At 61.3% G+C, this 14,480-nt stretch carries 11 protein-coding genes and 1 pseudogene; 8 read left to right on the top strand and 4 right to left on the bottom strand.

Annotated elements, in window-relative coordinates:
• Nucleotides 1–16: 16 nt before the first annotated feature.
• From TK42_RS16685 to edd, 4 genes are all read right to left on the bottom strand, one after another.
• Nucleotides 17–1,444 (bottom strand): ATP-binding protein, encoded by a 1,428-nt coding sequence (locus TK42_RS16685; RefSeq protein ID WP_201772885.1) that lies wholly within the window; start codon nucleotides 1,442–1,444, stop codon nucleotides 17–19.
• Between the two features lie 31 nt (nucleotides 1,445–1,475).
• A complete protein-coding gene (locus TK42_RS16680) occupies nucleotides 1,476–2,252 on the bottom strand; it encodes a response regulator (RefSeq protein WP_282443035.1) in 777 nt (258 codons plus the stop codon).
• A gap of 94 nt (nucleotides 2,253–2,346) precedes the next feature.
• Nucleotides 2,347–3,303 carry a glucokinase gene (locus TK42_RS16670; protein ID WP_078822212.1) on the bottom strand — a complete coding sequence of 319 codons (957 nt, stop codon included), beginning with the start codon at nucleotides 3,301–3,303 and terminating at the stop codon, nucleotides 2,347–2,349.
• A complete protein-coding gene (edd, locus tag TK42_RS16665; RefSeq protein WP_032879666.1) occupies nucleotides 3,300–5,126 on the bottom strand; it encodes a phosphogluconate dehydratase in 1,827 nt (608 codons plus the stop codon). Before edd ends, TK42_RS16670 begins: the two co-directional genes overlap by 4 nt.
• A 222-nt stretch (nucleotides 5,127–5,348) precedes the next feature.
• Here edd and gap point away from each other — a divergent pair, with 222 nt between their 5' ends.
• The 8 genes and pseudogenes from gap (at nucleotide 5,349) to TK42_RS27365 (ending at nucleotide 14,258) form a co-directional block, all read left to right on the top strand.
• Nucleotides 5,349–6,350, top strand: a complete 1,002-nt coding sequence (gene gap, locus TK42_RS16660) for a type I glyceraldehyde-3-phosphate dehydrogenase (RefSeq protein ID WP_005791003.1) — start codon at nucleotides 5,349–5,351, stop codon at nucleotides 6,348–6,350.
• A gap of 132 nt (nucleotides 6,351–6,482) precedes the next feature.
• Entirely contained in the window at nucleotides 6,483–7,001 is a 519-nt protein-coding gene (locus TK42_RS16655) for an RNA polymerase sigma factor (RefSeq protein ID WP_005791005.1), read from the top strand.
• Between the two features lie 75 nt (nucleotides 7,002–7,076).
• On the top strand, nucleotides 7,077–8,045 hold the full coding sequence (locus TK42_RS16650; protein WP_032879665.1) for a FecR domain-containing protein: 969 nt from the start codon (nucleotides 7,077–7,079) through the stop codon (nucleotides 8,043–8,045).
• A gap of 115 nt (nucleotides 8,046–8,160) precedes the next feature.
• Nucleotides 8,161–10,725 (top strand): TonB-dependent receptor, encoded by a 2,565-nt coding sequence (locus TK42_RS16645; RefSeq protein WP_103734695.1) that lies wholly within the window; start codon nucleotides 8,161–8,163, stop codon nucleotides 10,723–10,725.
• Nucleotides 10,726–10,862: 137 nt separating this feature from the next.
• Entirely contained in the window at nucleotides 10,863–11,471 is a 609-nt protein-coding gene (locus tag TK42_RS16640; protein ID WP_078822215.1) for a biliverdin-producing heme oxygenase, read from the top strand.
• 108 nt (nucleotides 11,472–11,579) lie between these two features.
• Nucleotides 11,580–11,993 carry a YbaN family protein gene (locus TK42_RS16635; protein WP_103734694.1) on the top strand — a complete coding sequence of 138 codons (414 nt, stop codon included), beginning with the start codon at nucleotides 11,580–11,582 and terminating at the stop codon, nucleotides 11,991–11,993.
• A 126-nt stretch (nucleotides 11,994–12,119) separates the two neighbouring features.
• Nucleotides 12,120–13,400: pseudogene (locus tag TK42_RS27370) on the top strand (HAMP domain-containing protein); the annotation flags it as partial.
• Between the two features lie 102 nt (nucleotides 13,401–13,502).
• Nucleotides 13,503–14,258: a methyl-accepting chemotaxis protein gene (locus TK42_RS27365; protein ID WP_371920268.1), complete on the top strand. Its 756-nt coding sequence runs from the start codon at nucleotides 13,503–13,505 to the stop codon at nucleotides 14,256–14,258.
• Nucleotides 14,259–14,480: the final 222 nt, after the last annotated feature.

The following is a 14,480-nucleotide window of genomic DNA, read 5'->3' as shown; positions in this document are numbered from 1 at the left end:
GCAGCTCAGGTGTTTGTTAGTCCAAGGTTCTTGGTAGTTGCAGGGTGACGCGCAGGCCGCCTTCGCGCAGGTTCTGCAAACTCACTTCACCGCCATGGCTATGGGCAATGTTGCGCGCGATCCCCAGCCCCAGGCCATACCCCTGCTGCTGGCCGGCCAGGCGAAAGTGCGGTTCGAACACCTGCTCCAGACGCTGCTCCGGCACACCGGGGCCTTCGTCATCCACATGCAGGACGAACTGCACACCATCGTCCTCGATATGCAGATGCGCGTTCTGCCCGTACTTCAAGGCGTTGTCGATCAGGTTACCGATGCAACGCTTGAGCGCCAGCGGCTTGCCCGGGTAGGCCGCCAGGGCCGCGCCTTCAAGGGTTACCCGCCCGTTGCCGTTGGGCGCCAGGTACGGTTCCACCAGGCATTCGAGTACATGATTGAGGTCAACCGGCTGGATGTTTTCGTGGATGTCGGTGTCTTTCACGCATTGCAGCGCGCCTTTGACCAGCAGTTCCAGCTCATCCAGGTCGCGGCCGAATTTGGTTTGCAGGTTCTCGTCTTCGAGCAATTCCACACGCAACCGCAGGCGGGTAATCGGGGTGCGCAAGTCGTGGGAAATTGCGCTGAACAACTGGCTGCGTTCGGTCAGGTAACGGCTGATGCGTTCGCGCATTGCGTTGAATGCGCGGCCCACCTCCACCACTTCACTGCCGCCGCCTTCGGCCACCGGTTCTACATCAGCTCCCAGCGACATATCCCGCGCTGCCCGCGCCAGGCGCTTGAGCGGCCGGCTTTGCCAATGCACCAGCAAACCGATAAACAGCAGCAAAAAACCACTGGTCAGCACGATAAACCACACCTGCTGGGACGGCAGGCCCTGTTCTTCAAGGCTGGTGTACGGCTCTGGCAACAGCGAGGCGATGTACAGCCATTCGCCGGGAGCCAGTTGAATCTGGGTGACCAATACCGGTGGGTTAACCGGCTCCAGGGTTAACGCGTAATGGGCCCAGGAGCGTGGCAGTTCGTCGAGCTTGAGGCCGGCATTGAAGATGCGCAGGTCTTCGGCGCTGACGAACTCCACCGAGATATGTACATCGGCGCCCAGGGTTTGGCGTAGCACCTCATCGACCGCCTCCAGCACCGCTTGCTTGCGTGGCGTCTGCGGCAGGATCGCCATATCCAGCGGGCGATCATTGAGGGTCACTACAAAGCGGGTACCGCCCATGCTGCGCAACTGATCAAGGACCAAAGGTCGATAGGCCACCGGCAGCGAACGGAAATAACTCACGCTGGCGGTCATCGAGTGCGCCAGGCTGCGGGCGCTGGTCACCAGGCCCTCAAGCTGGGTGGCGCGCAATTGCGACACCCAGATCACGCTGGACAGCGCCTGGGCGAACAGCACGGCGAGCAAGGTCAGCAGCAACATGCGCCCCAGCAGCGAGCGTGGCACCGGAAAGCGGCGGCGGCGCTCGGTCAAAGGTTCAGTGGGCATTGCCGGCAACCACGCTGGCTGCCAGTTGATAACCGCTGCCGCGCACGGTGCGGATCAGCCTCGGGGGTTTTTCGGTATCGCGCAGGCGTTGGCGCAGACGGCTGACGGCCATATCGACGATACGGTCAAGCGGCATCAGGTCACGGCCGCGGGTAGCGTTGCCGATAGTGTCGCGGTCGAGGATCTGTTGCGGGTGATCAAGAAACAACTTGAGCAAGGCAAAGTCAGCGCCGGAAAGGATGACCTCTTCGCCATCAACGTGAAACAAGCGGTGGCTGATCATGTCCAGGCGCCATTCATCGAAGACCAGCACATCACCGCCAGTGCTGCGCTCCTGGCCGAATTGGCAACGGCGCAGCAGCGCCTTGATCCGCGCCTGCAACTCGCGAGGGCTGAACGGCTTGCCGATATAGTCGTCAGCGCCCAGTTCCAGGCCGATCACGCGGTCGGCTTCGTCGGAACTGGCGGTGAGCATGATGATCGGTACCTGCGCCTGGCGCGGGTGCTGGCGGATCCAGCGGCACAGACTGAACCCGTCTTCATCCGGCAACATCACATCGAGGATGACCAGGTCGCACGGCGCCTCGTTCATCGCCTGGCGGAACCCCGCACCATCGGCCACGCCACGGACCTGGAAGCCGGCGCGACTGAGGTAGGTTTGCAGCAATTCGCGGATCTCCTGGTCGTCGTCGACGAGGAGAATGGATTTACTGATTACGCTCACGGGGGCCTCCTTGTTGTTATGGGGTGTTCTGTAGGGCCTCATCGGGGGCAAGCCCCCTCCCACATTTGCCTGCATTCCAGAGTTGGAACGCGGTCAAATGTGGGAGCGGGCTTGCTCGCGAAGAGGCCATCACAGCCTATGCAAAAGCCTGCTCAAGCGCCACGCCAGCCCCGGTCAGCCCCGAATACGGCGCTGTCACCAACCACACCGGAATACCTTTGAAGTAGTCGCTCATGCAGCCTTTATCCGCAAAACTTTTGGCGAAACCGCTGGCGATAAAGAAGTCGGCAAACCTGGGTATCACCCCACCCACGATGTACACGCCACCGCGCCCACCGGTGGTCAAGACGTTATTGCCCGCGACCCGCCCCAGCCAGATGCTGAACTGGTCCAGCACTTCCATGGCTACCGCGTCACCGGCCAGGCCCGCTGCGGTGATGGCTTCGGGCGTATCCAGCACCGGCTCGTGCCCGTCCACCGCACAAATAGCGCGATACAGACGCGGCAACCCGCCGCCGCTCAATACGGTCTCGGCGCTGACATGGCCGATCTCCGTGTAAATATGCTGCCACAGCTGGGTTTCCCGCGGGCTGCTCAGGGGCAGGTCGACGTGCCCGCCCTCCCCCGGCAATGCCGCGAAACGCCCGGCGCCAAGGTCCAGCAAGGTGCCAACGCCCAGGCCAGTGCCCGGGCCGATCACCACCGCTGGGCGCAAAGGCTCCGGCGTGCCTTCGCAGACCACGCGGAACTCGTCGGGCTTAAGACGCGTCATGCCCAGGGCCATGGCCGAGAAATCATTGACCAGCAGCAGTTCATCCACTTGCAGGGCTTGGCAAAACGCCGTCTTGCTCAGGCGCCAGTGATTGTTGGTGAACTTGAACTCCTCGCCACTCACCGGCCCGGCCACCGACAGGCACACCGCACCGATGTCCCCGATTTCCAGGCCTTCCTCTGCAAGATAGACCTTGATCGCTTCTTCAGGGCTTTGGTGATCCGCTGTGGCATGCACGCGGATCGAATGCAGCTCCTGATCTCGCCATAACGCAAAACGGGCGTTGGTACCCCCGATATCACCGACCAGCGCAAGCTTCACTTAAGCGTCTCCAAGGCAGAGGTAAAGGCGCTGGCGCCCTGCTCTGCGGAGCTTGCGGCCAAGCGCATGAATGCAAACAGCTCGCGACCTGCTCCCACGTTATTGCCCAACAGGCCCGTGGCAGGCGCGCGCGCTGCAAATACTTCGGCGTCCACTTTAAGCTCCAGGGTGCCGGTGACGCCATCGACGCGGATGATATCGCCATCCTGCACCCGCGCCAGCGGCCCGCCGCTCTGGGCTTCGGGGTTGACGTGGATCGCGGCAGGGATCTTACCCGAGGCGCCGGACATTCGCCCATCTGTTACCAACGCCACTTTGAAACCACGGTCCTGCAACACGCCGAGAAACGGGGTCATCTTGTGCAATTCCGGCATACCGTTGGAACGTGGCCCCTGAAAGCGCATCACCGCAACGAAGTCTTTTTCCAGCTGGCCCGCCTTGAAGGCGTCGGCCAGGTCTTGCTGGTCCTGGAACACCACCGCCGGCGCTTCAACCACCTGATGCTCGGGCGCGACAGCCGAAACTTTCATCACGCCACGGCCAAGGTTGCCTTCCATCACGCGCAAGCCGCCTTCCGGCGAGAACGCACGGGCCACGGGGCGCAGGATGGTTTCGTCGAGGCTCTCGATCGGGCCATCGCGCCAGACCAGCTCGCCGTCCACCAGGAACGGCTCCTGGATATAGCGGCTCAAGCCCTTGCCGGCCACGGTGTTGACGTCTTCGTGGAGCAGGCCGGCTTCGAGCAGTTCGCGGATCAGGAACGACATGCCACCCGCCGCCTGGAAGTGATTGATGTCGGCCTTGCCGTTTGGGTACACGTGGGACAGGGTCGGCACCACCTCGGAGAGGTCGGCCATGTCTTGCCAGGTCAGGATGATGCCCGCCGACATGGCAATGGCCGGCATGTGCAGCGTATGGTTGGTGGAACCGCCGGTAGCGTTTAGCGCAACGATGGAGTTGACGATGGATTTCTCGTCGACGATCTCGCCGATCGGCGTGAAGTTGCCATTGGCCTTGGTCAAGCGCGTGACCTGGTGCGCCGCTTCGCGGGTCAACGCGTCACGCAGTGGCGTGTACGGATTGACGAATGACGCGCCCGGCAAATGCAGGCCCATCACTTCCATCAACAACTGGTTGGTGTTGGCGGTGCCGTAGAAGGTACAGGTACCGGGGCTGTGGTAGGACTTCATCTCCGATTCCAGCAGCTCTTCGCGGCTGGCCTTGCCTTCGGCGTAGCGCTGGCGCACATCGGCTTTCTGCTTGTTGGAGATACCCGACGGCATCGGGCCGCCGGGCACGAAGATCATCGGCAGATGGCCGTAGCGCAGCGCGCCCATCATCAGGCCGGGGACGATCTTGTCGCAGATCCCCAGCATCAGCGCGGCGTCGAACATGTTGTGGGACAGCGCTACCGCCGTGGACATGGCGATGACTTCACGGCTGAGCAGGCTCAGTTCCATGCCTGGCTCGCCCTGGGTCACGCCGTCGCACATGGCGGGGGTGCCGCCGGCGAACTGGCCGACCGAACCTACTTCACGCAGGGCTTTCTTTATTTGTTCAGGGAAATGTTCGTAGGGCTGATGCGCCGAGAGCATGTCGTTATAAGAAGAAACAATTGCCACGTTGGCGGCATTCATCATGCGCAGGCTGTTTTTGTCTTCGGTGCCGCAACCGGCCACGCCGTGGGCGAAGTTGGCGCATTGCAGCTTGCCGCGCATCGGACCGTCGCTGGCTGCGCCGCGGATGAGCGCAAGGTAAGCCTCGCGGGTGGCGCGGCTGCGGGCGATAAGCCGTTCGGTGACCTCAAGAACGCGGGGATGCATGTATAGAACTCCAGGCTAACGGATGTGGCGACCTGAGTGTCTATGCTGATCAAACGCCCACAGCTCATGGGATGGCAGGGGGTCGTTTGGATCATCGGACCAGTTGATTCAGGTCACTCGTTGTAGATTGAACAAAATATTGCCACTAAAAAGGCTTGTTTTCTATTTTTATGCGAATAATCTTGTAATTCTTACAACAAATCGACGACAGGCACTTTTCCAATGACTCTACGTATCGCAATCAATGGTTTTGGCCGTATCGGCCGTAATGTCCTGCGCGCACTGTATACCCAAGGCTATCGCCAGGATTTGCAGATCGTCGCCATCAATGATTTGGGCGACAGTTCGATCAACGCCCACCTGCTCAAGTACGACACCGTACACGGCACTTTCGATGCAGAGGTCGCCCACGATCAGGAAAGCCTGACCGTCAATGGTGACCGGATTGCCGTCAGTGCCATTCGCAACCCCGCCGACCTGCCGTGGGCTGCGCACAAGATCGACGTGGTGTTCGAATGCACCGGCCTGTTCACCGACCGTGACAAGGCTGCCGCCCATATTACCGCCGGCGCGCGCAAGGTGATCATCTCGGCTCCGGCCAAGGGCGCGGATGCCACTGTGGTTTATGGCGTAAACCATGACATTTTGCGTCAGTCCCACCAGATCATCTCCAACGCGTCGTGCACCACCAACTGCCTGGCGCCGGTCGCGCAGGTGCTGCACCGTGAGCTGGGTATCGAAAGCGGCCTGATGACCACCATTCACGCCTACACCAACGACCAGAACCTGACCGACGTCTACCACACCGACCCGTACCGCGCGCGCTCGGCCACCCAGAACATGATCCCGAGCAAAACCGGCGCGGCTGAAGCCGTTGGCCTGGTGCTGCCGGAACTGGCGGGCAAGCTGACCGGCATGGCGGTGCGGGTACCGGTGATCAACGTGTCTCTGGTGGACCTGACTGTGCAGTTGAAGAAAGAAGCCACGGCCGATGAAGTCAACGCCCTGCTGAAACAGGCCAGCCAGCACTCGAAGATCCTCGGTTACAACACCCTGCCGCTGGTTTCCAGTGACTTCAACCATAACCCGCTGTCGTCGATCTTCGATGCCAATCACACCAAGGTCAGCGGCAAGTTGCTCAAGGTGCTGGCCTGGTACGACAACGAGTGGGGCTTCTCCAACCGTATGCTGGATAACTGCCTGGCGCTGTGCAACGCCGAGTAATCCCACCTGTGGGAGGGAGCAAGCCCCCTCCCACAGTTACATTTTGTCCAGAGTAGGTTCAGGGAAATAGCCACTTGCCATTTCGGTTGATGATAAGCATTATCATTCTCTGCAAATCGGTCTGGTATCACTGTGAGCCAATCTCGCTTCAACCAAGTCTTTCTCACCCAACGGGTGATTCTGCTACGCACCTTGCAGCGGATGGTGAATAACCACAGCACTGCCGAGGACCTGTTGCAGGAAACCTACCTGCGCGTCACTCGGGCCCTGAGCGAGCGGCCGATCGACCACCTTGAACCCTTTGTGTACCAGACCGCGCGCAACCTGGCGCTGGATCACCTGCGCTCGCGCCGGATCCAGGCCCGCACGTTGCAGGAAGACGTCCCGCTGGACGTGCTGCAAAGCGTCGCCGCCCCTGCCAGCACGCCTGAAGAAGCCATTCAGGCCGAGCAACTGCTGGAGCATCTGAGCGTCAGCCTCGGCCAGCTGAGCGCTCGTCAGCAGCGGATTTTCATCCTCAGCCGCCTGCACGGTTGCAGCTACCAGGAAATTGCCGATCAGTTGAACGTGTCCTTGAGCACCGTACAAAAGGAACTGAAATTGATCATGGCCATCTGTGTAGGTGTGGCCGAACGGCTGGATCAGCCTTAAGCTCCATCCGATAGAGCTATCGATCCATGCTGTACGAAAAAATGAATAGAACGTGGCGAAGACCCGAGGAACACCGTGACGGACCCGAATAAACTGCGCCCCCATGCGTTGGCTCATGAGGTGCTGCAAGACACGGCCATGGACCAAGCCCTCGATTGGCTGATCGCCTTGCAGTGCCCGCAACCCGGGCAGCAGGCCGAGTTCGACGCCTGGCTGGCCGCGGACCCGGCGCATGTCCACGCGTTCAGCAAGGCTCAGGCGGCCTGGGCAGGTGCACCGGTACACAGCGCCGCCGTGGCCCTGGCGGTGCCACGCAAGCCAAGCGGCTGGCGCCGGATCAAACCGCACTGGAAGCCCTTGGCCACCGCGGCCGTGCTGTTGATCGGTCTGTTCAGCTTCAGCAACTTGCCGATGCGCTTGCAGGCCGATCACCTCACCGTGGTCGGCGAGCGCCAGCGCCTGCAACTGGACGATGGGTCCAAGGTGCTGCTCAACACCAACTCGGCATTTTCCAGCCGCATCACCGACCACCAGCGCATTGCGCGCCTGTACCAGGGCGAAGCGTTCTTCGACATAGCCCCCAGCCGTGGCCTGGCCCTGGAAATCGACGCCGGCCCCGTGCGTGCCAGCGTGCGCGACACCGCCTTCGCCGTGCGCTACCTCGATGGCGAGGCCCAGGTACAGGTGCAGCGTGGCGATGTCGACCTGAGCAACACCTTCGACGATGCCCGCGTACGCCTGAGTGCCGGGCAAAGCATCCGCATCGGCCCCAAGGGTTTCGGCCAACCGGCCAAGCTCGATGTCGGCAAGGATCTGGCGTGGGTGCAGGGTCGTCTGGTGTTCGAAAATTGCCCGCTGAGCGAAGTCCTGGCTGAACTGCGCCGCTATTACCCTGGCTGGATCGTCAACAACAATGAGCAACTGGCCAGCGTCGCCGTCACCGGCAACTATCGTCTCGACCAGCCCCTGGACGTGGTGCGCTCCCTGGCCCACATCACCTCGGCCAAGCTGTCGGAATACCCGGCGCTGGTGATTCTGAACTAAATGAGAATTATTTTTACTCGATGTTAACCGGCGATACGTCTCGTTATAGCCAATGCAACTGATTCCTATTTGGTTCAGTTCGCAACTATAAGATTCGTATCCCGGAGCGCTCTCGATGTCCTCTCGTTTCAACCGCCGGTGTTCTTCGCCCGTTTTGTCTTTGCTGACCGCTGCGATCCTGCTGGCTGGCGCGCCCGTCATGAGCGCCACCGCCGCCGAACCCGCCCCTCGCAGCCACGGTAATTACAACTTCAGCATCGAGCAGCAACCGCTCGTGTCGGCGCTCAACGCCTTTACCGCGGTGACCGGCTGGCAAGTCGGCCTGCCGGCAGAGCTGGGCCAGGGAGTGTCGTCCCCTGGTGTGCGCGGCCCGCTGTCGCCGGAAAAAGCCCTGGAGCGGTTGTTGGTGGGGACCAACCTGAGCTACCGCAAACTGGGTAATAACAACATCGTGCTGGAGAAACGCGCCGCGGGCGGCGCCCTCGCCCTGCAACAGGTGACCATCAGCGCCACCCGTAACGAACAGGATGTGAACAGCGTACCCAGCACCGTCAGCGTGCACGACCGCGAGGAACTGGACCGCCAGAACACCAACAACATCCGCGAACTGGTGCGCTACGAGCCCGGTGTCTCCGTCGGCGGCGCCGGCACCCGCTCAGGCAACGCGGGCTATAACATCCGTGGTATCGACGGCGACCGCATCCTCACCCAGGTGGACGGCGTCGAAGTGCCCAACAACTTCTTCAACGGCCCCTACGCCAAGACCCGTCGCAACTACGTCGACCCGGAAATCGTCAAGCGCGTGGAGATCCTGCGCGGCCCGGCCTCGGCCCTGTACGGCAGCAACGCCATCGGCGGCGCGGTGAGCTATTTCACCCTCGACCCGGACGACATCATCAAGCCCGGCAAGGACGTCGGCGCCCGCCTGAAAACCGGCTACAGCTCCGCCGACGAGAGCTGGCTGACCTCCGGCACCTTCGCAGGGCGGGTACAGGACTTCGATGGCTTGCTGCACCTGAGCCAGCGCAATGGTCATGAAACCGAATCCTACGACGGCAACAACGCCACCGGCCTGGCCCGCACCGGCGCCAACCCGGAAGACGCGCGCACCACCAACGTGCTGGCCAAGCTGGGCTGGAACTATGGTGATGAAAACCGCCTGGGCCTGACCTACGAGAAGTTCAAGGATGACCGCGACGTCAACCTGAAGAATGCCGTAGGCGGCCCGTTCATCGGCGGTCGAGGCATGAACCTCTACCGTGCCCGCTCGGGCAACGACACCATCACCCGCGAGCGCTTCGGTCTGGAAAACACCTTTGCCCTGGAGTCGCCGATCGCTGATCGCATCAAGACCAGCCTCAACTACCAGATCGCCAAGACCGACCAGACCACCGCCGAGATCTACCAGGCTGGTCGCCGCGTACTGCGTACCCGCGACACCCTTTACGAAGAAAAACAGTGGGTCTTCGACGCTCAACTGGACAAGGCGTTCAGCGTCGGCGAAACCGACCACCAGGTGACCTACGGCACCACCCTCAAGCAGCAGAAAGTCACCGGCTCGCGCGAAGGCTCCGCCTCGTGCCTGGCCATTGGTGGCGGCTGCACCGCCATCGGCGCGCCCAGCCCGCAAGCAAGCGACAGCGTGAAGAAGGCCAGCGACTTCCCCGACCCGACCATCAACACTTACTCGTTGTTTGCCCAGGACCAGATCAGCTGGGATAAATGGACCTTCCTGCCCGCCGTGCGGTATGACTACACCCGGCTCAAGCCCAAGCTGACCCAGGAGTTCCTCAACACCGTCAACCCGACCGGCGAATATGCCGTCGATGGCAAGGACAAAACCTGGCACCGCGTCACGCCAAAGTTCGGCCTGACCTACGCCCTGACAGATAACTACACCTGGTTCGGCCAATACGCCGAAGGCTTCCGCACCCCCTCGGCGAAGGCCCTGTATGGCCGCTTCGAAAACCTCAACATTGGCTACACCGTCGAACCCAACCCCGACCTCAAGCCGGAGACCAGCAAAGGCATCGAGACCGGGATACGCGGCAAGTTTGACGAAGGCTCCTTCGACATCGCGGTGTACTACAACAAGTACCGCGACTTTATCGACGAAGACAACGCCGTGGTCGGCGGCACCGTGGAGCAATTCCGGGCCGTCAATATCAAGCGCGCCACCATCAAGGGCGTGGAAGCCAAGGGCCGCCTGAACCTGGATGCGTTCGGCGCGCCGAAGGGCCTGTACACCCAGGGTTCGATTGCCTACGCCCACGGTCGCAACGACGACAATGGCGAACCATTGAACAGCGTCAACCCGCTCAAGGGCGTGTTTGGCCTGGGCTACGACCAGGACAACTACGGCGGCCTGCTGAGCTGGACCCTGGTGAAAAAACAGAACCGCGTCGACAGCACCACCTTCCACGCTCCCGACGGCAGCACCGACGGCCCGTTCAAGACCCCGGGCTTCGGCATCCTCGACCTGACCGCCTACTACAAGGTCACCAACGACGTGACCATCAACGGTGGCCTCTACAACCTCACCGACAAGAAGTACTGGAACTGGGATGACGTGCGCAGTTACGACAGCGTCGGCGAAGCTGGCGTAACCGGCCCGGCCAACCTTGACCGCCTGACCCAGCCCGGTCGCAACTTTGCGATCAACCTGATCTGGGACATCTGATCCACCCGCCTCACCTCGCCGGAATCCATCAGCGGCGTGGTGAGGATTTTTTACTGTGCCACGTCTTCTTGTTCGTCTAGTTGATAACAGCTCTCTTTAAGGGCACCCAGGCGCTCCCTCTTTCAAGGACTTTTTACATGACCGCTTCTCCTACCGCAGAACGCCCAAGCCTGCGCTCCCAGCGCCTGAACCAGATCACCAATGAACCGCACACCAAGCTGGATGCGTTGGTGAAGGCTCATGCGCCGTTCGAAACCCAAGCCAACTTCGCCCGCTTCGTGGTGGCCCAGTACCTGTTCCAGTCGGAACTGGTGGCGCTGTACAACGACGCCGCGCTGAACACGATCATTCCCGACCTGGCCGCCCGCTGCCGCGCCGAAGCCGCCAAGCTCGACCTGGCTGACCTGGACACCGACGTTCCGGCTCCAGTCGCCGGCGCGGTGAAAAACCCAAGCCAGGCCGAAGCCCTGGGTTGGCTGTTCGTGTCCGAAGGCTCCAAGCTGGGCGCCGCGTTTCTGATCAAGCGCGCCGTGGGCCTGGGCCTGAGCGAAACCTTCGGGGCCCGCCACCTGGGCGAGCCGGCCGGTGGCCGCGCCGAAGGCTGGAAAAGCTTCACCCGCACCCTCGACAGCCTGGAGTTCAGCGCCGAAGAAGAAGCTGCGGTAGAAAAAGGCGCGATCGATGCGTTTGTGCGCTTCACCGTGTTGCTGGAACAGGCGTACGCTAGCGCCCCAGAAATGGCGTAAATGTTCCGGTAGACATCGGTTCAATGTGGGAGCAGGCAAGCCAGCTCCCACATTTGAGTGCATTTCATGGCAGATAATGTGTAAACCCTCCCACCAGAAAACTGCAGCATGACCGGCAAAACCCAATCCTCCTCAAAGATCGCCCAACTTCTCTATGGCCTGCTGGCCTACGTCAGCCTGGGGATCGGTTTGGTCGCGATTGTCATACCGGGTTTGCCGACCACCGAATTCATCCTGCTGGCCGCCTGGGCCGCCACCAAAAGCTCACCGCGCTTAAGCGCCTGGCTGGAAAACCACCGCCTGTTCGGGCCGATCCTGTTCAACTGGCGCAACGGCAAGATCATTGCGCGCCGGGCCAAGGTCAGCGCCACCGTAAGCATGTTGCTGTGTGCCGTGTTGATGCTGGTGATGCTTGATCATGGCTGGCCCGTGTACCTGGCAATCGCCGGGATGAGCCTGGGCAATCTGTGGATCTGGTCCCGCCCCGAGCAGCTCGCACGGCCCGTATCACGCCCGGCGTAGGCATTTTCCTACCGCTCATCGCCTATTACTCATGAATTGATTTGTGACGCCGATGTTTCAGGAACGGCGCCGAATGGACTTGGCTCTGCTGCGTGCATACCCACAAGTCCATTCGTGAGTGAACCTATGTTCGACACCCTTTCTATCCGCTTGAAAATCGTGCTGCTATCCGGCCTCTGCCTGCTGGGAGTGATCGCACTGGTGGTCGGCATCAATATCTACAACACCAACCAGAACGATCGGTTGGTCAGTGATTCAAGCTCACGAATGCTCACCGCCAGCGTGGAACAGCTGCTGCAAGCCAAGGCCGCCGAACAGGCCGGGCACTTGCAAAAGACCTTCGGTGAAAACCTGCTGGCAGTCACCGCCCTCGCCGACCAGATCAAGGACCTGCGTCAGTTGGGGACCAAGCGCTCCATTGAAGCCGGCGCCCTGCGCGAAGAAATCAACCAGAGCGTGAAAACCGCGTTCGAGCGCAACACCAAGGTACTGGGCATCTGGCTGTCGTTCGAGCCCAACGGCCTGGATGGCAAGGACAGTGAATTCGTTGACGACAAGGCACGCGTCTCCAACGAAAAAGGTCGCTTTTCCAGCTACTGGAGCCGTGCCGGCGGCGAAAGCCTGAACACCATCATGGTCGAGGATGACCTGACCAAGACCACCCTCAACCTCAGCGGCACGCCTTACAACATTTGGTATACCTGCCCACGGGACACCCGCAGCACCTGCCTGCTGGACCCGTATGAAGACACGGTGGCCGGCAAACCTGTGCTGATGACCACCATTTCCCTGCCTCTGATCGTCGACGGCAAAGTCATCGGCGTCGTGGGTGTCGACATCGCCCTCACTGCCCTGCAAGCCACCACCGATGCGGCACAAAAGGACGTGTTCAACGGGGCTGCTCACCTGGAAATCCTGTCCAGCACCGGCCTGATTGCAGCCTACAGCGGCGAACCGGCCAGGGTCGGCAAGAACCTGGTCGACACCCTCGGCGCCGAAGGCAAGGAGATCGTGCAACTGCTGGGCAATGATCGGCCCATGATCCGCGAACAGAACGACACGATTCGCGCCGTGTACCCGGTCAAGCCGATTGCCGATGCCAAATCCTGGGGTGTGGTGATCAAACTGCCTAAAAGTGTGATGCTGGCTGATAACGAAAAGCTGCAAGCCGTGCTCGACGAAGCCCAGGCTACCGGCACCCTCAAAGCCTTGCTGGTGGCAGCCGCCGCCGGCTTGCTGGGCTTGTTGCTGATCTGGCTGACCGCCACCGGCGTGACCCGTCCGATCAACAGCGTGGCGGCCATGCTCAAGGACATTGCCAGCGGCGACGGCGACCTCACCCAACGCCTGGCCTACACCAAGAAAGACGAACTGGGCGAGCTGGTGAATTGGTTCAACCGCTTCCTCGACAAGCTGCAACCGACCATCGCCCAGATCAAACAAAGCATCACCGAAGCCCGAGGTACGGCGGATCAATCCTCGGCCATTGCACGCCAGACCAGCGAAGGTATGCAGGTGCAGTTCCGTGAAATCGACCAGGTCGCCACCGCGTCGAATGAAATGAGCGCCACCGCCCACGACGTCGCCAACAGCGCCTCCAATGCCGCCAGCGCGGCACGCGGCGCCGATCAGTCGGCCCGCGAAGGCATGTCGATCATCGAGCAGAGCACCCGCGACATCACCACCCTTGCCGAGGAAGTCAGCAAGGCCGTGACCGAAGTTGAAGCCCTGGCAGTCAACAGCGAGCAAATCGGTTCAGTCCTGGAAGTGATCCGCAGCATTGCCGAACAGACCAACCTGCTGGCATTGAACGCCGCGATCGAAGCGGCACGCGCCGGCGAAAGCGGGCGCGGGTTTGCGGTAGTGGCCGACGAAGTACGCAACCTGGCCAAACGCACCCAGGATTCGGTCGAGGAAATCCGCGTGGTGATCGAGCGTATCCAGAGCGGCACCCGAGGCGTGGTAGCGACCATGCACTCCAGCCAGCAACAGGCCCAGAGCAATGCCGGGCAGATCCACCAGGCGGTGCAGGCCCTGGGCAAGATCAGTGACGCGGTCACGGTGATCAGCGACATGAACCTGCAAATCGCCAGCGCTGCCGAAGAGCAGAGCGCGGTGGCCGAAGAGGTCAACCGCAACGTCTCGGCGATTCGCACCGTGACCGAAACCCTCACCGGCCAGGCCACCGAGTCGGCGGCGATCAGCAGCCAGCTCAATGCCCTGGCCAGCCAGCAGATGAAGTTGATGGATCAGTTCAGGGTGTAATTCACACCACAGGTCCAATGTGGGAGGGGGCTGCGCGACAGCCCCACGTTGACGATGTGACCGGGTGGTTGGGTGGTTGGGTGGTTGGGCCGAGTACATATCCGTTATTTAGGTAACGGCCACTATAGGTTCCGCTCTTACAGCGGGTCACTTTCGAAAAGCGTGTATAGACCGGACACATGGTGGACACATGTGCGGGGACATGGTTGACACATTATGGGC

The sequence above is a fragment of the Pseudomonas sp. GZJR-8 genome (genome assembly GCF_002916705.1).
GTDB classification, from domain to species: Bacteria; Pseudomonadota; Gammaproteobacteria; order Pseudomonadales; family Pseudomonadaceae; genus Aquipseudomonas; species Aquipseudomonas synxantha_A.
The sequence above is the reverse complement of the archived record's forward strand: the minus strand, read 5'-3'. Positions and strand labels throughout refer to the sequence as shown.

Coding starts and splice junctions, on each gene's coding strand:
- TK42_RS16680 (WP_282443035.1), bottom strand. CDS start 2,252: ATGAGGCCCTACAGAACACCCCATAACAACAAGGAGGCCCCCGTGAGC.
- edd (WP_032879666.1), bottom strand. CDS start 5,126: ATGCATCCCCGCGTTCTTGAGGTCACCGAACGGCTTATCGCCCGCAGC.
- gap (WP_005791003.1), top strand. CDS start 5,349: ATGACTCTACGTATCGCAATCAATGGTTTTGGCCGTATCGGCCGTAAT.
- TK42_RS16645 (WP_103734695.1), top strand. CDS start 8,161: ATGTCCTCTCGTTTCAACCGCCGGTGTTCTTCGCCCGTTTTGTCTTTG.
- TK42_RS16640 (WP_078822215.1), top strand. CDS start 10,863: ATGACCGCTTCTCCTACCGCAGAACGCCCAAGCCTGCGCTCCCAGCGC.
- TK42_RS16635 (WP_103734694.1), top strand. CDS start 11,580: ATGACCGGCAAAACCCAATCCTCCTCAAAGATCGCCCAACTTCTCTAT.
- TK42_RS27365 (WP_371920268.1), top strand. CDS start 13,503: ATGCAGGTGCAGTTCCGTGAAATCGACCAGGTCGCCACCGCGTCGAAT.